Annotated in this window: 20 protein-coding genes and 1 tRNA gene; 9 read left to right on the forward strand and 12 right to left on the reverse strand. The window is 70.1% G+C overall.

The genetic code is table 11. From position 1 onward, the window contains the following. Positions 1-65: 65 nt before the first annotated feature. From ACFY1U_RS44510 to ACFY1U_RS44540, 7 genes are all read left to right on the forward strand, one after another. A complete protein-coding gene (locus ACFY1U_RS44510) occupies positions 66-545 on the forward strand; it encodes an Lrp/AsnC family transcriptional regulator (RefSeq protein WP_390699793.1) in 480 nt (159 codons plus the stop codon). A gap of 23 nt (positions 546-568) precedes the next feature. Continuing rightward, positions 569-1,216 (forward strand): ABC transporter permease, encoded by a 648-nt coding sequence (locus ACFY1U_RS44515; protein WP_390699794.1) that lies wholly within the window; start codon positions 569-571, stop codon positions 1,214-1,216. Beyond that, positions 1,209-2,444, forward strand: coding sequence for a betaine/proline/choline family ABC transporter ATP-binding protein (locus ACFY1U_RS44520; protein WP_390699795.1), 1,236 nt, complete (start codon positions 1,209-1,211; stop codon positions 2,442-2,444). The genes ACFY1U_RS44515 and ACFY1U_RS44520 overlap by 8 nt, the downstream gene beginning before the upstream one ends. Then, entirely contained in the window at positions 2,441-3,271 is an 831-nt protein-coding gene (locus ACFY1U_RS44525; RefSeq protein WP_390699796.1) for an ABC transporter permease, read from the forward strand. The genes ACFY1U_RS44520 and ACFY1U_RS44525 overlap by 4 nt, the downstream gene beginning before the upstream one ends. After that, positions 3,268-4,230: a glycine betaine ABC transporter substrate-binding protein gene (locus ACFY1U_RS44530; RefSeq protein ID WP_390699797.1), complete on the forward strand. Its 963-nt coding sequence runs from the start codon at positions 3,268-3,270 to the stop codon at positions 4,228-4,230. Before ACFY1U_RS44525 ends, ACFY1U_RS44530 begins: the two co-directional genes overlap by 4 nt. A 65-nt stretch (positions 4,231-4,295) precedes the next feature. After that, positions 4,296-4,535: a DUF2191 domain-containing protein gene (locus ACFY1U_RS44535; protein WP_365835157.1), complete on the forward strand. Its 240-nt coding sequence runs from the start codon at positions 4,296-4,298 to the stop codon at positions 4,533-4,535. Beyond that, complete coding sequence (locus ACFY1U_RS44540) at positions 4,532-4,969, forward strand: type II toxin-antitoxin system VapC family toxin (RefSeq protein ID WP_390699798.1); 438 nt, start codon at positions 4,532-4,534, stop codon at positions 4,967-4,969. The genes ACFY1U_RS44535 and ACFY1U_RS44540 overlap by 4 nt, the downstream gene beginning before the upstream one ends. 1 nt (position 4,970) lies before the next feature. Here ACFY1U_RS44540 and ACFY1U_RS44545 read toward each other — a convergent pair whose 3' ends face one another. The 3 genes from ACFY1U_RS44545 to ACFY1U_RS44555 are packed head-to-tail and all read right to left on the reverse strand — an operon-like array spanning position 4,971 to position 7,681. Continuing rightward, complete coding sequence (locus tag ACFY1U_RS44545) at positions 4,971-5,762, reverse strand: S16 family serine protease (RefSeq protein WP_390699799.1); 792 nt, start codon at positions 5,760-5,762, stop codon at positions 4,971-4,973. 21 nt (positions 5,763-5,783) lie between these two features. Continuing rightward, positions 5,784-6,914 carry an o-succinylbenzoate synthase gene (gene menC, locus ACFY1U_RS44550; protein ID WP_390699800.1) on the reverse strand — a complete coding sequence of 377 codons (1,131 nt, stop codon included), beginning with the start codon at positions 6,912-6,914 and terminating at the stop codon, positions 5,784-5,786. Continuing rightward, positions 6,911-7,681, reverse strand: coding sequence for a chorismate synthase (locus ACFY1U_RS44555; RefSeq protein WP_390699801.1), 771 nt, complete (start codon positions 7,679-7,681; stop codon positions 6,911-6,913). The genes menC and ACFY1U_RS44555 overlap by 4 nt, the downstream gene beginning before the upstream one ends. Before the next feature lie 124 nt (positions 7,682-7,805). On the opposite strand from ACFY1U_RS44555, the gene ACFY1U_RS44560 reads away from it, so the two are divergent. Then, a complete protein-coding gene (locus ACFY1U_RS44560) occupies positions 7,806-9,356 on the forward strand; it encodes a PucR family transcriptional regulator (RefSeq protein ID WP_390699802.1) in 1,551 nt (516 codons plus the stop codon). On the opposite strand, the gene dapE is transcribed toward ACFY1U_RS44560, so the two are convergent. The 5 genes from dapE to ACFY1U_RS44585 all read right to left on the reverse strand — a co-directional run bounded on the left by dapE (position 9,328) and on the right by ACFY1U_RS44585 (position 13,999). Continuing rightward, the gene (gene dapE / locus ACFY1U_RS44565; RefSeq protein ID WP_390699803.1) at positions 9,328-10,428 is read right to left on the reverse strand and encodes a succinyl-diaminopimelate desuccinylase; all 1,101 of its coding nucleotides are present in this window, start codon (positions 10,426-10,428) and stop codon (positions 9,328-9,330) included. The two genes, ACFY1U_RS44560 and dapE, sit on opposite strands and share 29 nt — an antisense overlap. A 124-nt stretch (positions 10,429-10,552) precedes the next feature. Further along, positions 10,553-11,194: an IclR family transcriptional regulator gene (locus ACFY1U_RS44570; protein WP_390699804.1), complete on the reverse strand. Its 642-nt coding sequence runs from the start codon at positions 11,192-11,194 to the stop codon at positions 10,553-10,555. A 299-nt stretch (positions 11,195-11,493) separates the two neighbouring features. Further along, a complete protein-coding gene (locus ACFY1U_RS44575; protein ID WP_390699805.1) occupies positions 11,494-13,296 on the reverse strand; it encodes a DEAD/DEAH box helicase in 1,803 nt (600 codons plus the stop codon). 118 nt (positions 13,297-13,414) lie between these two features. Further along, a complete protein-coding gene (locus ACFY1U_RS44580; protein ID WP_390699806.1) occupies positions 13,415-13,801 on the reverse strand; it encodes a type II toxin-antitoxin system death-on-curing family toxin in 387 nt (128 codons plus the stop codon). Next, positions 13,802-13,999, reverse strand: coding sequence for an Arc family DNA-binding protein (locus tag ACFY1U_RS44585; RefSeq protein WP_013003224.1), 198 nt, complete (start codon positions 13,997-13,999; stop codon positions 13,802-13,804). A 212-nt stretch (positions 14,000-14,211) separates the two neighbouring features. On the opposite strand from ACFY1U_RS44585, the gene ACFY1U_RS44590 reads away from it, so the two are divergent. After that, a tRNA-Cys gene (locus ACFY1U_RS44590) sits at positions 14,212-14,283 on the forward strand. An 82-nt stretch (positions 14,284-14,365) separates the two neighbouring features. Here ACFY1U_RS44590 and ACFY1U_RS44595 read toward each other — a convergent pair. The 4 genes from ACFY1U_RS44595 to ACFY1U_RS44610 form a co-directional block, all read right to left on the reverse strand. Next, a complete protein-coding gene (locus ACFY1U_RS44595; RefSeq protein WP_390699807.1) occupies positions 14,366-15,649 on the reverse strand; it encodes a tyrosine-type recombinase/integrase in 1,284 nt (427 codons plus the stop codon). Positions 15,650-15,730: 81 nt separating this feature from the next. Next, positions 15,731-15,958 carry a helix-turn-helix domain-containing protein gene (locus tag ACFY1U_RS44600; protein WP_390699808.1) on the reverse strand — a complete coding sequence of 76 codons (228 nt, stop codon included), beginning with the start codon at positions 15,956-15,958 and terminating at the stop codon, positions 15,731-15,733. A 338-nt stretch (positions 15,959-16,296) separates the two neighbouring features. Then, positions 16,297-17,859, reverse strand: a complete 1,563-nt coding sequence (locus ACFY1U_RS44605) for a YfjI family protein (protein WP_390699809.1) — start codon at positions 17,857-17,859, stop codon at positions 16,297-16,299. Then, positions 17,856-18,155 carry a hypothetical protein gene (locus ACFY1U_RS44610; RefSeq protein ID WP_390699810.1) on the reverse strand — a complete coding sequence of 100 codons (300 nt, stop codon included), beginning with the start codon at positions 18,153-18,155 and terminating at the stop codon, positions 17,856-17,858. Before ACFY1U_RS44610 ends, ACFY1U_RS44605 begins: the two co-directional genes overlap by 4 nt. Positions 18,156-18,166 lie beyond the last annotated feature (11 nt).

Raw genomic sequence — 18,166 nt, forward strand, 5'->3', positions numbered from 1 at the left:
TTCAGTCGACGGCCCGGATTCCCCGGGTTTCTGTACAGGATGACCATCACACCAGGGAGGCGGCTGTGGCGATCGACCAACTGGACGGCCGGATCATCGTGCTGCTGGCGCGAGAGCCGCGGATCGGGGTCCTTGAGATGTCCCGGCGGCTCGGGGTGGCGCGCGGGACGGTGCAGGCGCGGCTGGACCGGCTTCAGTCGAATGGCGTCATCCGCGGGTTCGGACCGCAGGTGGATCCGGCGGCCCTCGGGTACCCCGTCACGGCCTTCGCCACCCTTCAGATCCGGCAGGGCCAAGGGGCCGACGTCCGGGCGCACTTGGCGACCGTGCCCGAGGTCCTTGAACTGCACACCACCACCGGCAGCGGGGACATGCTGTGCCGGCTGGTCGCCCGCTCCAACGCCGATCTCCAGCGGGTCATCGACCTGGTTGTCGGTTTTGATGGCATTGTCCGGGCCGCCACCGCGATCGTGATGGAGAACCCGGTTCCGCTGCGGATCATCCCGCTGGTGGAGCAGGCGGCCCAGGACGCCGAGAGGACCTAGCCGACGGCCGGGGGTGAGCGCGTGTGACGTTCTGGGAGTACTTGGGCAACCGGCACCAGCAGCTGCTCACGGACGCCTACCAACACGCCAGCGCCGTGTTCCAGTGCATGGTCGTGGCGACCGTGATCGGCGTACTGATCGGGATCGTCACCTACCGCAGCGACTGGGCCGGCAGCCTCGCGACCACGAGCACCTCGGCCATCCTGACCATTCCCTCGCTCGCCATGATCGGTCTGCTCATCCCGATCGTGGGGCTGGGCGTGCCGCCCACGGTGATCGCGCTGACGCTGTACGGGCTGCTGCCGATCGTGCGGAACTCGATCGTGGGACTGCGCGGGGTCGACCCGTCGCTGGTGGACGCGGCGCGGGGCATCGGGATGTCCCGGCCGATGCGGCTGGTCCGGGTCGAGCTGCCGCTGGCCTGGCCGCCGATCCTGACCGGGATCCGGATCTCGACGCAGATGCTGATGGGCATCGCCGCGATCGCCGCGTACGCCTCCGGTCCGGGCCTCGGCAACGAGATCTTCCGCGGCCTCGGCTCGCTGGGCAGCAAGAACGCGCTCAACCAGGTCCTCGCGGGCACCCTCGGGATCATCGTCCTCGCGCTGCTGTTCGACGCCGCGTACGTCCTGATCGGACGGCTGACCATCCCCAGGGGGATCCGTGTCTGAGGCCACCCATGGGGCGACGATCGAGCTGGAGAACCTCTCCAAGCGGTATCCGGGCAATCCCAGCCCCGCCGTCGACAACGTCAACATGGAGATCAAGGCGGGCGAGCTCGTCATCTTCGTCGGCCCGTCCGGATGCGGTAAGTCGACGACGCTCAAGATGATCAACAGGTTGATCGAGCCGACCGGGGGGCGCATCCGGATCAACGGTGAGGACGTGACCGACATTGACCCGGTCAAGCTGCGCCGCAAGGTGGGCTATGCGATCCAGTCGGCGGGGCTCTTCCCGCACATGACGGTCGCCCAGAACATCGCCCTCGTACCGAAGATGATCGGCTGGCCCAAGGCGCGGATCCGCTCCCGGGTGGAGGAACTGCTCGACCTGGTCGGTCTCGACCCGGTCGAGTTCCGTGCCCGCTACCCGCGGCAGCTGTCGGGCGGGCAGCAGCAACGCGTGGGCGTGGCGCGGGCGTTGGCGGCCGATCCGCCGGTCCTGCTGATGGACGAGCCGTTCGGCGCGGTCGACCCGATCACCCGCGACCATCTCCAGGACGAGCTGATCAGACTGCAGCACGAACTGCACAAGACGATCGTGTTCGTCACGCACGACTTCGACGAGGCGATCAAGCTCGGCGACCGCATCGCCGTGCTGCGCGAACGCTCGCACATCGCCCAGTTCGACACCCCGGAGGCGATCCTCACCAACCCGGCGGACGACTTCGTGTCCGGGTTCGTGGGCGCGGGAGCCGCCCTGAAAAGGCTGAACCTGACCCGCGTGAGGGACGTCGAGATCACCGACTATCCGACCGTCACCCTCGACGACCCGCTCCAGGAGATCTTCAACCGGCTCCGCGGCAGCGGGACCAACGAGATCCTGCTGCTCGACAAGCGCCGCCGCCCCTACAAATGGCTCAGGCGCGGCGACCTCATGCGCGCGCGGGGCTCGCTGGCCCGGGCGGGCACGCTGGTGAACGACACGGTGACCAGGGACGCCACACTCCGGGACGCCCTGGAGGCGGTCCTCACCGACAACGCGGGGCGGGTCGCGGTCACCGGGCGGCGCGGCGCGTACGAGGGCGTCGTCGACGTGGCGACGCTCATGAACTCCGTGCACGAGCTGATGGAGGCGGACCGGCTGGAGGCGCTGGAGGCCCAGCACGAGCTGGAGGAGCTGCGGGCCACCCAGACGCACGCCGAGCAGGAGGGCCCCGGCGGGGTGACGAAGGCATGACCACCTCTGAGCTGGAGGAACCCGGGTCGGCAGCGCAGGAGGACGGGCAGGAGACCGAGGCGCCGCCGCCGGCGCCGAGCCCGCTGAAGCCCCGCATCACCTGGCAGAAGCTGACGCTCCTGCCCTCCGTGATCGTCGCCCTCCTGCTCGCGACCTGGCTGTGGTTCCGGCAGGCCGACCTCGACGCGATCTCCGAGAACGCTCTCTCGGGCGGCCAGGTGTCGAAGGCCCTCTGGCAGCACATCCAGCTCACCGTGGTCTCGACCTTCTTCGTGCTGATCATCGCGATCCCGCTGGGGATCCTGCTGACCCGCAGGGCCTTCCGTAAGTTGACCCCGGTGGCGATGACGATCGCCAACATGGGCCAGGCGACCCCGGCGATCGGCCTGCTGGCCCTGCTGGTGATCTGGCTCGGCACCGGCACGAAGGCGGCCCTGATCGGCATCATCGTCTACGCCGTGCTCCCGGTCCTCTCCAACACGATCGCCGGCTTGAAGGCCAACGACCCGACGCTCCTTGAGGCGGCCCGCGGCATCGGCATGTCCCCACTGGGGGTGCTGAACAGGGTCGAACTCCCGCTGGCCGTCCCGCTGATCCTCGCGGGCGTCCGTACGGCACTGGTCCTGAACGTCGGTACGGCGACCCTGGCGACCTTCGGCGGGGGCGGCGGCCTGGGCGTGCTGATCACGACCGGCATCACCAACCAGCGGATGCCGGTGCTGATGCTGGGCTCGATCCTCACGGTCGCCCTGGCGCTGCTGGTGGACTGGCTGGCGTCGCTGGCGGAACTCCTGCTCAGGCCCCGGGGGCTGGAGGCGGGGACATGAGACGGCGGCCCACGTGTCTGCTGCTGCTCTCCGGCCTGGTGGCCGCGTCCGGCTGCGGCCTGCAGAGCGGCTCTCCCATGGTGGACGCCGTGAAGCCCGGCTCCGTCGGACACGGCAAGCCGCTCGCCGGCGCCCATCTGACCGTCACGTCCAAGTCGTTCACCGAGCAGCTCATTCTCGGCGCGATGATGGGCATCGCCTTCCAGGCGGCCGGCGCGGACGTCCTGGACCGCACCGGCATCCAGGGCTCGATCGGCGCACGCGAGGCGGTCAGGACCGGCGACGTGGACGCCATGTACGAGTACACGGGCACCGCCTGGATCACGTACCAGGGCAACAGCGAGCCGATCCCCGACCCGCGGAAACAGTGGCAGGCGGTGCACGACGCGGACCTGAGGAACGGCCTGACCTGGCTGCCGCCCTCGCGGCTCAACAACACCTACGCGCTGGCCATGAACCAGGCGAACTTCAAGAAGTACGGCACGCGGACGCTGTCCGACGTGGCCGCGCTGGCCAGGAAGAACCCCGGTGCGGTGACCCTGTGCGTGGAGAGCGAGTTCGCCAACCGGGCGGACGGGCTGCCGGGCATGGAGAAGGCGTACGGGATGAGCGTGCCCGCGAAGAACGTCACCCAGATGGACACCGGGATCATCTACACCCAGGTGGAGAAGGGCAGCTGCACCTACGGCGAGGTGTTCACCACCGACGGCCGCATCAAGTCCATGAACCTGGCGGTGATGGCGGACGACAAGAAGTTCTTCCCCAACTACAACGTGGCACCGGTGATCAACACCAAGGCCCTGAAGAAGTGGCCGGCGATCGCCGAGGTCCTCGACCCGATCACGAAGAAGCTGGACAACGGCGTGGCGCGGTCCCTGAACGCGAAGGTGGACGTGGACGGGGAGGATCCGCATCAGGTGGCGTTGGAGTGGATGAAGGCGGAGGGTTTCGTCAAGTAGGTCAACTCTGCGCATCATCGATTCACCCTGGCGCATCATGATGCGGAGAACCTACATTTGTATGCATGAGGACTACTGTCGACCTCCCCGAGGACCTGATCCAGCAAGCCAAGCTGCGGGCGGCGCGCAGACGCGTCACGGTCAGTGCGGTGATAGAGGATGCACTGCGGGCTTCGTTCGCACGGGATGTGGCGGCGGCGCAGAACATCGTCAACCTGCCCACCTACGGGGCAGGCGGCGTGCGCCCGGGTGTCGACCTCGACAACAACGCCGCTCTGCTCGACCTCATGGACGGCCTCGAATGATCTTCTGCGACGTGAACGTCCTGGTGTACGCCTTCCGCAAGGACGTCGAACAGCACGCGGCGTACAACCCATGGCTCACTGAACGGCTCCAGGGCGATGAACCCCTCGGGCTCAGTTCGGTTGTCCTCAGTGGCTTCGTGCGCATCGTGACGCATCCCCGGATCTATCGCGATCCGGCGCCGGTGGAGTCCGCACTGGACTTCGTGCAGGTCCTGCGCGATGCTCCGGCGACCGTCCCGCTGGTCGAAGGGCCACGCCACAGGGACATCTTCGACCGGTTGTGCCGCAAAGTAGGCGCACGCGCCAACCTCGTCCAGGACGCCTACCTCGCCGCCCTTGCCATAGAGCACGGCGCCACTCTCTACTCCGCCGACCGCGACTTCACCCGCTTCCCCGGCCTCCGCTGGCAGCACCCCCTGGAGGACACCGACTGAATCAGCAGCTGGGGACTGACCCCTTGCCCGTCTCCAGTGCCACCAGCGAGTTCACCGCGCCCTTCAGCGTGGTCACCGGGATCAGCCGCAGGCCCTTGGGCAGTTCGGACTTGGCGTCGGAGCACTCGGCCTTCGGGACGAGGAACACGGTCGCGCCGTCCCGGCGCGCGGCCTGCGTCTTCAGGGCCACGCCTCCCACGGCACCGACCGTCCCGTCGCCGTCGATGGTCCCCGTTCCGGCGATGGTGCGGCCGGCCGTGAGGTCGCCACCGCTGCCGTTCCCGTCGAGCTTGTCGATGATGCCGAGGGTGAACAGGAGCCCGGCGCTGGGGCCGCCCACGTCGGCGAGCTTCAGCGTGACCTTGACCTTCTTGTCACTCAGGTGCAGATAGTCCAGGGCGGCCCGGGTCGCGGCGTCCTGGGACTGCTTCATCTGCGCGCTGTTGTGCTGCTCGATCTCCCTGGTGGACTTGCCGCTCGGATACACCGAGTCGTGCGGCATGACGGCCCGGTCCGTGGCGAACCAGGCACTGATCACATTGCTCAGCGAGACATGCGCGTCCGGGTTGGTCGCCTCGATCGTCGTCATCCGCAGCTGCCCGCTCGTCCGGCGGGTCGTCGCCCCGGAGATCGTGATCACCGGGGTGCCCTTGTTGTCCCCGAGCACGTTCGCCGTCAGCCCGGGCTGCGCCAGCGAGAACGGCAGCGGCGCGAAGACCGCGGTGGCGATCAGCGCCACGACGGGCAGCGCGCAGACGGCGAGGGCCTGGGGGCGTGTGAGGCGAGAGAGCACGGGATCAATCTAACGTGACGGTCACTTCCGGCCAGGTGTCGGTCGACTCACGTACAGGTCTCGCTTCTCCCTCGTGAAGCGCCGGAGTGCGTCCGGCAGCGGTTCGACACCGATCCCGGGCGCGGTGGGAACGGGCAGGTGGCCGTCCTTGAGGACGAACGGCTCGGTGATGTCCTCGGCGAAGTAGCGGCTGGATGCGGACGTGTCTCCGGGGAGGGTGAAGCCCGGGAGTGCGGCCAGGGCGAGGTTGGGGGCGCGGCCGATTCCCGTCTCCAGCATGCCGCCGCACCACACGGGCACCCCGTGGGCGTGCGCCACGTCGTGGATGCGGCGGGCCTCCAGATAACCGCCCACGCGCGCGGGCTTCACATTGACGACCCGGCACGCCTCCATCGCGATCGCGGAGGCGGTGTCACGGGCGTTGTGGAGGGACTCGTCGAGACAGACGGGGGTCTGCAGACGCCTCTGGAGCTGCGCATGGGCGTACAGGTTGTTCTCGTCCAGCGGCTCCTCGATCAGCAGCAGCCCGAAGGAGTCCAGGCGCCGCAGATGCTCGGCGTCGGCCAGGGTGTACGCCGTGTTGGCGTCGACCTGGAGGGGCAGCGCGTCCCCGAAGCGCTCGCGGACCGCCCGGACCGGTTCCACGTCCCAGCCGGGCTCGATCTTCAGCTTGATGCGGACGTAGCCCTCGGCGAGGTAGCGCTCGACGTCGTCCAGCAGTTCGGGGACGGAATCCTTGATGCCGACGGACACCCCCGCGGGGACCCGCTCGCGCACCGCACCCAGATAGGTGGCGAGCGGCATGCCGTACGACCGCAGCTCCGCGTCCAGGACCGCCGTCTCCAGGGCCGCCTTCGCCAGCTCGTGCCCCTTGGTCTTCGCCATGGCGGGGGCGAGCGCGGCCGCGGTGAGCCGCGGCAGAGCGGCGACGCGCGGCAGCAGGAAGTCCCGGAGCACGATCTCCGCACCGGCCACGAACTCCGAGCAGTACCGCGGCTCCGGGTCGGCGGCGAACTCCGACCAGCCCTCCGCCGCGTCCGTCACGACATGGAGCAGGAAGGTGTCCTTCGTCGTCATCGTGCCGAAGGACGTACGGAACGGGGTGACCAGCGGGATCTCCACATGGACGATCTCCACGCGTTCCAGCTTCATGCCGTTGCCTCTCTCGAAAGGGTGTACCAGCCGTCACGGGACATCCCCGTCGCCGTGAACCCCTGGGCGAAGGCCTCCGTGAACACCTCACGGACGGCATACCGCCAGCGCAGGGCAAGCTCCGGGTCGGCGGCGCGGAGCCGGACGACGTCCTCCGGTACACGGCACCAGATGTGCCGGCCGGCAGGGTCACGGCGGGCGAGCGTCGCGCCGTCGGGGGCGGTGTGGGTGCCGGGGGCGGTGTCCCGGTCGGTGGTCTCGTACGAGCGGGTCGGCGCCGCCAGCTCCCAGGTGACCGTCAGCCGGTCGCTCTCGTCGCCGTCGTTCACGCCGTCCGACATGGGGCCGTAGAAGTCGACGAGGTACTCGGTGCCGGTGGCGCCCAGCTTGGCCAGGTTGAAGCGGGCGTTGCGGCCGACCAGCGGGTCGAAGGTCCAGCGCATGGTGCGGGCGCCGAGGCCGAGGGCCCAGGCGCGCTGGGCCTGCTTCACGGTGTAGCCGAGCCCCCGGTCCGCGGCGGCGACCAGGGAGTACACGTCCCCCTGCGGCCCGAACACCGCCACCGACGCTCCCGCGAGCCGCGTCCCGTCGTACGCGCCGTGCACGGCGCCGCCCGCGTGGACGAGGCTGTGCAGCACTTCGGCCGGGTAGGGCGGGGCGCTGCGCGGGGTCTGCCAGACCTCGCTGAAGTAGTCGGCGACGGCGGCGAGACCGGCGACGTCGTGGACGGTACGGGTGCTCACTCCGGGCGGGCGGTCGAGGGTCATGGATCGAGTTTCGAGGGGAGGGGATCGCTCCGGGTTGTGCGTCTGTACAACGACTGCGTACGTTCGTTTCGGAATCGGCCAATCGCGCCCCGTCGGACCGCAGTCCGCGTACCTGAGGAGCCCCATGGACGCCTGCACCCTCGGCGACCTCCTGGACGTCATCGGCGGCCCCGCACTGCGCCTGCACACGGCCCCCGACCGGCTCGCCGCCCCGGTCACCGAGGCACTGCTGTACGACGCCCAGGCTCCGATGCCGCATGCGCCGGGCGCGCTGCTGCTGGCCGTGGGCGTGCGGGCGGCGGCCGCCGGGCCTCTTGTCCGGGCGGCCGCGGAGGCCGGGATGACCGGCCTTGTCGTACGCGGCCCGGACGGGCCGGTCGGCGAGGCGGAGGCGCACGGTCTCGCGCTGCTGTCGGTCGACGAGGACGCGGCCTGGCACCACGTCCACCTGCTGCTGTCCTCGGCGATCGCGGCTCGGCCTGCACCGTCGGTGAACGGCCTCGGGGACCTGTTCGCGCTCGCGGACGCGGTCGCGGCGGCGACCGGCGGTGCGACGGCCGTGGAGGACCCGCGCCAGCGGATCCTCGCCTACTCCACGGTCCCGGGCCAGCCGGTGGACGAGGACCGGCGGCAGAGCATCCTCGGCCTCCAGGTGCCGGCCAGCACGCCCAACACCGAGCAGTACCGGGTGCTGTTCGCGTCCCCCGGGCCGGTCCGGATGCCCGCGCTCCGGGACGGCGACCTGCCGCGCCTCGCGGTAGCCGTCCGCGCGGGCGGCGAGACGCTCGGCTCGGTCTGGGTGGTCGACGACGGCACACTCGCGTCCGACGCCGAGGAGACCCTGACGCAGGGCGCGTCCACGGCGGCCCTGCTCCTGCTGCGGGCCCGGGCGGCGCAGGAGCTGGCCCGCCACCAGAACAGCGACCTGCTGCGCAGGCTGCTCGACGGCACGGCCGACCCGTCGACCGCCTTCGACCGCCTGGGCCTTGAGGGCGCGGTCCGGGTGGCCGCCTTCGTGCCGGCCGCCGCGAGCCTCCCGGACGCCGAGCAGACCGCCCTGCGCCTGCTGGACGTCGTACGACTGCAGTGCGAGGCGCGTTACGGGCGGCACGCGTGCGTGCTGGTCGACGGGGTGGTCTACGCGGTCCTTCCCGGGCCGGGCACGCGGCACAAGCGGCTGGCCGAGGACATCGTGGCGCGGGCCGGGCAGGCGCTGCGGGTGCCCGTGCGGGCGGCGCTGGGCGAGGTGGTGGCGGGTCCGGCGGAGGTCGTGGGGTCGCGGGAGGACGCCGAGCTGGTGCTGCGGGTGCTCGGACCGGAGCTGCCGGTGGCGACGGTGGACGAGGTGCGCCCGCGGGTGACTCTGCTCAGGTTGACCGAAGTGCTCGGCGAACGGCGGGAGTTGAGCGCGGGGGCATGGCGGCGGGTGCTGGCGTACGACGAGCGGCACGGCACCGACTACGCGCGCACCCTGGTCAGCTGGTTCGACGCGGGCTGCGACATGGCGGGCGCGGCGAAGCTGCTCGCCGTGCACCCGAACACCTGCCGCTACCGCCTGAAGCAGGCACAGCAGCACGTCGGGATCGATCTCGACGACCCCGACGAACGGCTGGTGCTGTGGCTTCAGTTGAGGGCGCTGGCGGGGCTCAAAGGGCCTGAAGGAGCCACGTCCTGAGGCGTTCCTCGCAGGTCCGCAGGTGGTCGACCGGCACGTGCTCCCCCGCCGTGTGCGCCAGCGTCGGGTCCCCGGGGCCGTAGTTGAGAGCAGGCGTGCCGAGCGCGGCGAAGCGGGCCACGTCCGTCCAGCCGAGCTTGGGGCGGGGCGGGGCGCCGAGCGCGGACACGAGGCCGACGAGGCGGTCCAGCCCCGGGAGCGCGCCCGGTGCCACTTCGGTGACGCGGACCTCGTACTCGGGGAAGAGCCCGCGCACGTACTCCTCCGCCTCCCGCGGCGAACGGCTGGGTGCGAAGCGGGAGTTGACGGTGATCACGCATTCGTCCGGTACGACGTTCCCGGCGACCCCGGCGCGTACCGCGACCGCGCTCAGGCTCTCCCGGTACTCCAGCCCGTCGATCACGACCCGCTCGGCCATGTGGTCGTGGAGCCGCTGCAGGACGGGGGCGGCGAGGTGGGCGGCGTTGGCGCCCATCCAGGAGCGGGCGGTGTGGGCGCGCGCGCCGCGCACCACGATGTCCGCGGTGAGGACGCCCTGGCAGCCGGCCTCGACGCCCGCGTCGGAGGGTTCCATGAGGATCGCCAGGTCCGTCTGAAGGAGCTCGGGCCGCTCGGCGGCGATCCGGTGCAGCCCGTTGCGGTCGCCCTCGACCTCCTCGCACTCGTAGAACACGTAGGTGAGGTCGCGGGTGGGGGCCGGGACGGTGGCCGCAAGACGGAGGGCGACGGCGACGCCGCCCTTCATGTCGCAGGCGCCGAGGCCGTGGACACGGCCGTCGACGAGCCGGGAGGGCAGGTTTCCGGCGGCCGGGACGGTGTCCAAGTGCCCGGCGAGGACGGCCCGTTGGGGGCGGCGGAGGTCGGTGCGCGCGAGGACCGAGTTGCCGATCCGCTCGACGGCGAGATGGGGAAGGGCCCGCAGGGCGGCCTCGACGGCGTCCGCGATCCGGCCCTCCTGCCCGCTCTCGGAGGGGATGTCGACCAGGGCGCGGGTGAGGGCGACGACATCGGAGTCGAGGTCGAGCGAGAGTGTCTGCCGCCCGGCCTCGGCCCGGATTCCGACTGTGTCCACTGGCCGCCCTCTCCGCTGTTGCGCTGCTTGGCCCCGATGATGCGGGCGGACGGGTGGACAGCGGTGAGGGCATCGGCCAGAGGTGCCGGGAGCGGTTTGGCGCATCGGCCAACCCGGTGGCGGCTCAGCGGAGGGCTTCGGCAACCTCGCGAGCCGCGTCGACCACCCGCGGCCCGACCCGCTCCGGCACCGCGTCGGCCAGCATCACCACGCCGACGCTGCCCTCGACCCCCGTGACCCCGAGGAGCGGCGCCGCGGCCCCACTGGCCCCGGCCTCCAGCTCCCCATGAGTCAGCGTGTACCCGCAGTCCCCGCTGGGCTTGGCCCGCGCGGCAAGGATCGCCTTGCCCGCGGCTCCTCGGTCCAAGGGGTGCCTGAACCCGGCCCGGTACGCCACGTGATAGTCCGTCCAGGTCGGCTCGACGACGGCCACGGCCAGCGCGTCCGCCCCGTCCACCAGCGTCAGGTGGGCCGTCGCACCTATGTCCTCGGCCAGCGACCGGAGCGCCGGCAACGCGGCCTCCCGCACCAGCGGATGCACCTGCCGGCCGAGCCTGAGCACCCCGAGCCCGACCCGGGCGCGGCCGCCCAAGTCACGCCGTACGAGCGCATGCTGTTCCAGCGTGGCGAGCAACCGGTACACCACGGTCCGGTTCACGCCCAGTTTGGTGGAAAGCTCGGTGACGGTCAGCCCGTGGTCCGTATCGGCCAGCAGCTTGAGGACACGCAGTCCCCGGTCGAGCGTCTGAGAGGTCTCCGCGGTCACGACGCCCACTCCTCCAAGTGGTGAGGTCGGCGACCTCCGAGCGGCGGTGCGTCACCGAGTCCCGTCGATGACGCGCAACAGAGGCCGCCGATCGGCCGGCGACCCGGCCGCTGCCGGGCCGCGTCGCTTCACGGCTGCGCTCCGCGGCGGCGCTGCCACGGGGCGTGTGCGTAGCCGGACAGTAGCGAAGGGGGTTCGCTGAGCGGAAGTCTCCGTCCAGAATCCGGGCACATACAGGGAGGGAGTACCTCCGTATGTCCCGATACGTACGGCGTGAATGCTCCGGCGCACAACCGCCGTCACTTCATGCGGGTCGCCCACTCCTGCACCTTGGCGATCCGCTGCCGCAACTGTCCTGCCGTGGCCTCGGCGCTCGGCGGGCCGCCGCAGGTGCGGCGCAGTTCGGTGTGGATGACGCCGTGGGGTTTGCCGCTCTGGTGGACGTACGCGCTGACCATGGTGTTGAGCTGCTTGCGCAGCTCCATCATCTCCTTGTGCGAGACGACGGGCCGGCGCTCGGCGGGCAGCTCCAGCAGATCCGCCTCGGCGTCCGGCTTCTTGCGGCTGTGCGCGATCTGCCGGGCCTGCCGCTTCTGGAGGAGGAGCTGCACCTGATCGGGTTCGAGGAGCCCCGGAATGCCGAGGTAGTCCTGCTCCTCCTCGCTTCCCGGGTGGGCCTGCATGCCGAACTCGGCGCCGTCGTAGAGCACCCGGTCGAAGACGGCGTCGGACTCCAGCGCCTCGAAGGAGAACTCCTCCTGCTCACCGGTGTCCTCGTCCTGCTCCTTGTTCGCCTCCTCCATCTCCTTCTCGGATTCGGCGTACGGGTCCTCCTCGCCCTCCTTCTTCGGCTTGTCGAGGGCGTGGTCGCGCTCGACCTCCATCTCGTTGGCGAAGGTGAGGAGGTCGGGGACGGTGGGGAGGAAGACGGACGCGGTCTCGCCGCGCCGCCGCGAACGCACGAAACGGCCGACGGCCTGGGCGAAGAAGAGGGGGGTGGAGATGGTGGTGGCGTACACGCCGACCGCGAGGCGTGGCACGTCGACGCCTTCCGACACCATCCTGACGGCAACCATCCAGCGGTCGTTGCTCTCGCTGAACTCGTCGATCCGCTTCGAGGCGCCGGCGTCGTCGGAGAGCACGAGGGTCGCCTTGTTGCCGGTGATCTCGCGGATCAGCTTGGCGTAGGCCCGCGCGGAGTCCTGATCGGAGGCGATGACGAGGGCGCCGGCGTCCGGGATGGCCTTACGGACCTCTGTCAGCCGCTGGTCGGCGGCGCGCAGCACACTGGGCATCCACTCGCCGCGCGGGTCGAGGGCGGTGCGCCAGGCCTGGCTGATCGCGTCCTTGGTCATGGGCTCGCCGAGCCGGGCGGCGATCTCGTCACCGGCCTTCGTGCGCCAGCGCATGTTGCCGCTGTAGGAGAGGAAGATGACGGGCCGCACGACGTGGTCGGCGAGCGCGTTGCCGTAGCCGTAGGTGTAGTCGGCGGCGGACCGCCGGATCCCGTCGTTGCCCTCCTCGTACGTCACGAAGGGGATGGGGTTGGTGTCGGAGCGGAACGGCGTGCCGGTGAGCGCGAGCCGCCGCGTGGCCGGCTCGAAGGCCTCCAGACAGGCCTCGCCCCAGGACTTGGAGTCACCGGCGTGGTGGATCTCGTCGAGGATGACGAGGGTCTTGCGCTGCTCGACGCGGTTGCGGTGCAGCATGGGCCGCACGCCGACACCGGCGTACGTGACGGCCACGCCCTGGTAGTCCTTGCCGAGCGGGCCCGCGCTGTACTCGGGATCGAGCTTGATGCCTATGCGTGCCGCCGCTTCCGCCCACTGCTTCTTCAGATGCTCGGTCGGCGCGACCACGGTCACCTGCTGCACGACGTGATGGTGCAGCAGCCAGGAGGCGAGCGTCAGCGCGAAGGTCGTCTTGCCGGCGCCGGGTGTGGCCACGGCGAGGAAGTCGCGGGGCTGCTCCTGGACATACTTCTCCATCGCCCCCTGCTGCCAGGCACGCAGCTTGCTGGCGGTGCCCCAGGGGGCACGGCCGGGGAAGGCGGGAGAGAGGTGGTGGGAGTGCGAGGCAGAGCTGGCGGCGGTGGTAGTCACGGTCTCCGTGTGGGTGGTCGGGCGGCTCGGGTTGGGTATGACAACCGGGCCACCCTACCGGCGGGCCGACGGTGTCAACACGCGGACAAGGCCGGGCCGCCCGCGGGTGGGACTCACGTCACATCGCGTCGTGGAGTGCCCTCAAACGGAGAGCGATCAGCGCCACGTCCTCCAGGACGCCGGACGCCACCTCGATCACGAGCTTGTACGCCTCGTCCTGGTCAACGTCCAGCATCTCGGTGCCGTTGACGTCGAGAAAGACAACGGTGCACATCCACCCCATGCGCTTGTTGCCGTCCACCAGTGGATGGTTCAGGACCAGCGACTGAAGCAGTGCCGCAGCCTTCTCGAAGAGGTCGGTGTACGCCTCCACGCCGAACATCTGCGACTGGGGACGGTGGACGGCCGAGGTGAGCAGACCCAGGTCACGCACGGCAACCTGTGTCTGCTCTCCGCACGCCAGCTCCGCCAGGTCCAGGACTTCCTGGACCGTGAGGTACTTCATCTACTCCCCCAGCCTCCGCAGCAGATCAGCGTGGCCCGCCGCGTACTTCGCCCCCAGCCGACGGACAGTGGCGCGGTCCGCCTCCTGCTCCAGATACCGGTCGATCGCTTGAAGCACTATGGCGTGCATGCTGCGCCCCTCCTCCTCGGCCCGCAGCTTGAGCGCCTCCTGCTGGTCGTCGCGCAGACGAAGGTTCATAGCCATACCATGACGGTACCACTGTTGGGGCCACTTTGGTACCGGATGGATTGCCCGCAATCGCGTACTCACCCAAGCCCGCCGCCGCCCATTCATGAACGGCGTATGGCAGTCCCGTTGCAGCCCCCGTGTTTCCCTTGAGCCCCCTCCCGACCCCGCCGTACGGTCGTTTCACCGAGTTCGGAACGGAGCCCAGCGCTCCACTCCGACCCGGCCGTGTGCCCGAGTGGCTTAGGGACTCGCCTGCAAAGCGAGGTACGTGGGTTCAATTCCCGCCACGGCCTCTATGGCCTTGACCAGGCAAAAGGAAAGGGCGGCACCCTGCATGGGGTGCCGCCCTTTTGGCCGTCCGTCTCAGTTGCCGTCTCAGTTGGCCGGTACGAGGGCGCCGGCCGAACCGTCGTCGTCATCGTCCGGCCGGTCCGTCTCGGGCTTCCAGATCAGGCCGTCCACCTGCTTCGCGATGTCCGTCCGCACGGCGTCCACCATGTGCTGATAGCGGGCGGCCATGGCCGTGGTCGACCACCCCATGAGACCCATGACGGCGCGCTCGGGGACACCGAGGATGAGCAGAACCGTCGCGGCCGTATGGCGCGCGTCGTGCAGACGTCCGTCCCGCACCTTCGCCTCTGTGAGAAGAGCCTTCCACTCTGCCCAGTCCCGACGGTGGGACGGACTACGGCCGTGTTCGTCCGGGAAGACCAGCCCGTTCTCTTCCCAGCGCTTCCCGGCCGCCGCTCGCTCCTCTTCCTGCGCCTTGAGGTGGGCACGGAGTAGGTCAACGAGCTGTTCGGGGAGACCGACCGCGCGGCGGCCTGCCCTCGATTTGGTGGTTGACAACTCCGGGTTGGTGCGCCGCTTCTGCGGGCAGTACCCGGCGGCCTTGCGTCCGCACGGCTCCAGACACCCATGGGCGTACTGCGGCCGGTGGCGACTACGCCGGACCACAAGGAACCCACCGTCAAGGTCCACGTCATCCCACACCAGGCCGAGCACTTCCCCTTGGCGGAGTCCGAGGGCGAGGGCGACGGCCCAGCGTGCGGAGTTCCGGTGCCGGTCAGCGGCCTGGAGCAACCGCTGTACCTCTTGGACGCTGTAGGGCTCCACTTCGTACTCCCCCGTCTTCGGCGCCTTGGCCAACTGAACGGGGTTCTTGCCAAGATGACCACGCCGCACGGCCTCATTGAGGGCAGTCCGCAGGGTGCGGTGCACCTGGTGAGCGGTCGCGGGCTTGCTGCCGTTGGCCTGCATCTTCGCGTAGAACGCCTCGATGTGCTCGGGTTTCAGCCTGTCGAGACGGTGAGCCCCCAAGCCGGGGATGAGGTGCTTCCGGACGGCCACGCCGTACCCGACCATCGTGTTGTCGTTGACAGCGAGGGGCGCGACGTTCTCAATCCAGTGCGTCAGCCACGCCTTGACCGTCCACGCCTTGCCGGGCTTCCGCACGGTCTTGGCGTCACGCTCCTTCTCCAACTCGCGTACGGCTAGCGTCACTTCGGCGCGGGTCTTCCGCTCGACGTGGCGGCGGTCCGGGGTGCCGTCGTCGCGGATGCCGACGGTGACGCGGCCGTGCCACTTGCCGTCTTTGCCGAAGTAGATCGAGCTTCGGCCGTTCGGCTGTCGGGTGCGTTTCTTCTTGTCCTCTGCCACAGGCAGACTCCTGTTTCTCGTGTCGGGATGGAGACCGGGGTGGCGGGTTGTCCTGTCCGGGAGCCACCGCCCCGGGCATCGTCAAGCGGCGCGTTGGGCTTCGCGGAGACGGGCGACGTACGCGGCCGGGGCGTCGGCGGGAACGCGGCGGAGACGGCCGACGGGTACGGACTCCAGTTCTCCTGAGCGGATTAGCGCGTAGCACGTGGTGCGGCCGATGCGGAGTCGGCGGGCGGCCTCTTCGACCTTGAGGAGAACCAGGGTTGGGTCTTCGGTCGGGGCCAGGGGAAGGGTGGTGGGTACGTCCACGTCTCACTCCTGTGAGGCTGAGTTCAGGGGCAAATGCCGTCGCACAAACCGCAAAATCCGCAGAAAAGCCGGGTCATGGCGTTGACCTGCGGTGATGCGGTGCGTGGGTGGCGGCGGGCAGGGCTCCGCAGAAATCCGCGATATTCCGCAGAAATCAGGGGCGCTCCGGGCGGCCGTCGGCCGGTGGGGGCAAGGCTCAGTTTTTTGCGGAATTTCGCGGGATTGTGCGGCGGGACCCTCGCCGGGGTGGGGTGCGGGTCCCGCCGCAGGTCAGCGGCACTGCTGAGGTTTTTTGCGATTTTGCGGTTTGTGCGGGAGGGGTTGAGGGCGCGGGCCGGTCAGCCGCCGCCCTGCCAGAGGCGGGGGTGGACCAGCAGACGGGGCGCCGGGGGCCGGCCGCGCTTGCCGGTGGGCGCGGGCTGGTAGGACCGCAGGTATCCGTGGTCTTCCAGCAGCGCCAGGGCGGGTTCCAGGTCGGCGACACTGGGGAACTCACTGCGGGACAGGACGCTGAAGAGGTCCCGTCGGCTGACGTCCTCCCCCCGGTTGTCCCGCAGCGCTTCCAGCACGCTGCGGGCGCGGGACAGGACCGGGTCGGCGCCCATGACGTCGAACACGGCGAGGGCGTGGGCGGTGTAGTAATCCCCCAGCTCGATGGCCGCGCGCATGGTGTCCTCGGTGACGGGGTGGGCGTAGCCGTTGCCACCGTGTTCGGCGAGGTGCAGCAGTGCGGCCATGCGGGCGGTCGCCCCGGCCAGCTTTCCGGCCCAGTTCGAGATGTGACCCAACTTGCCGCCGCGCGCTTTGAGTTGGGGTTCCACCCGCTTCTGATAGGCGATCAGGGCCGCGTCCGCCTCGGGGCTGAGCTGGATGACGGCCGGGTCGGTCCACTCCGCGAGGGACAGCGTCAGGTCGATGACCCGCGCGGCGTAGGCGGCTGCCGTCTGCTCGGGGATTGGATCGGTGATGATCTCGCGTTCGCCGACCGTGGACACCGGCAGGGAGTACAGGAAGCGGGCCAGCAGGCCGCGTCCCTCGAACCCCTTCACCTTGCCGATGTCCCGCAGCACGTCCGGCTGTACGGCGAGGCCGATGGTCAGGGCGGGGGCGTCGATGTACTCGCGGCGGGTCTGCCGGTTGACCCGCAGCCGGTCCCCGGCATGCCCCTTGAGGAAGACTTCCATGTTGGGGGCGCCGGAGTAGCGGCCGGCGATGATGTCGAAGATGCCGCCCTCAGCGCTCATCACCGACAGCCGCCCGCCCTGTTCCGCCATGAGTGAGGTGACCGTCTCGGGGGTCGAGTCGTCCGCCAACAGGACCGGTTCAGCGGGGACGGTGAGCGTGTCAGCGGTCTGCGCCAGCCCTACGGCCGTCGCCAACATGTCGTCGCGCTTGTCGTCGTCGGCGGACGCGGCTTTGGCGGCAGCCTTGTCGGCAGCTTCCTTGGCCAACCTCGCCGTCAGCTCCGCTTCCACGATCACGGGCTTCATCGCGGTCTTGAGCTGTTGCTCCGCCTCATAGAGGGGGTTGGTCAGCAGTGCGAAGACGGCGGACTTGCGGTTGGCGGGCGGGAGCGCCACCACGGTGTAGAGGTTGGTGGGCTCACGCCAGTTGCCGCGTACGTGGACCACCGACCGGCCGCCGGCCGCCGTGGCGAGCACGGCCAGGGCGATGGACCCGGCGAGGTCGACGGGGGTTTGGGTCTCCTCGGCGACGGCCGCCACGAAGTCCCCCAGCCACGCGGGCAGGACGTGGGCGGGGAAGGGGGGACGCTCGCGCCGGCCGGTGAGGGGAATGGGGTCTTCCCACACCTCCGGTGCGGTGTCGTCCTCGCCGGGTGGTGCGTCGAGGGTGGGCAGTCCGGCCCACAGGTCGGGGCTGTCCACAGGCTGTGGAGTCATGAGGCGGCCCTCCCTTCGGCGGTGGTGGTGTGGGGGCAGACGCCGACGCTCACGCGGGCGGTCAGCCTGATGACGGCGGCGCGGCCCCGGGCGCGTTCGTGGTGCCCACAAGCGCAGAGCCAGTCCGCGACCGGGACGCCCTCGCACTGGGTCTGAAGCCCTGGGGTGATGCCGGTGACGGTGACCGTCTGCGGGTCAGAGCCAACAGCGATATGGACGCCCTTGCGGGCGGCGACCTTCGGTTCGCCCACGGTCGGCCGTGGCGAGCCCTGTACGGCGCCTTGAGGGCTTTTCACGGGGGTTCGGG

It is taken from the genome of Streptomyces sp. NPDC001351 (assembly GCF_042896045.1).
Lineage (GTDB): Bacteria > Actinomycetota > Actinomycetes > Streptomycetales > Streptomycetaceae > Streptomyces.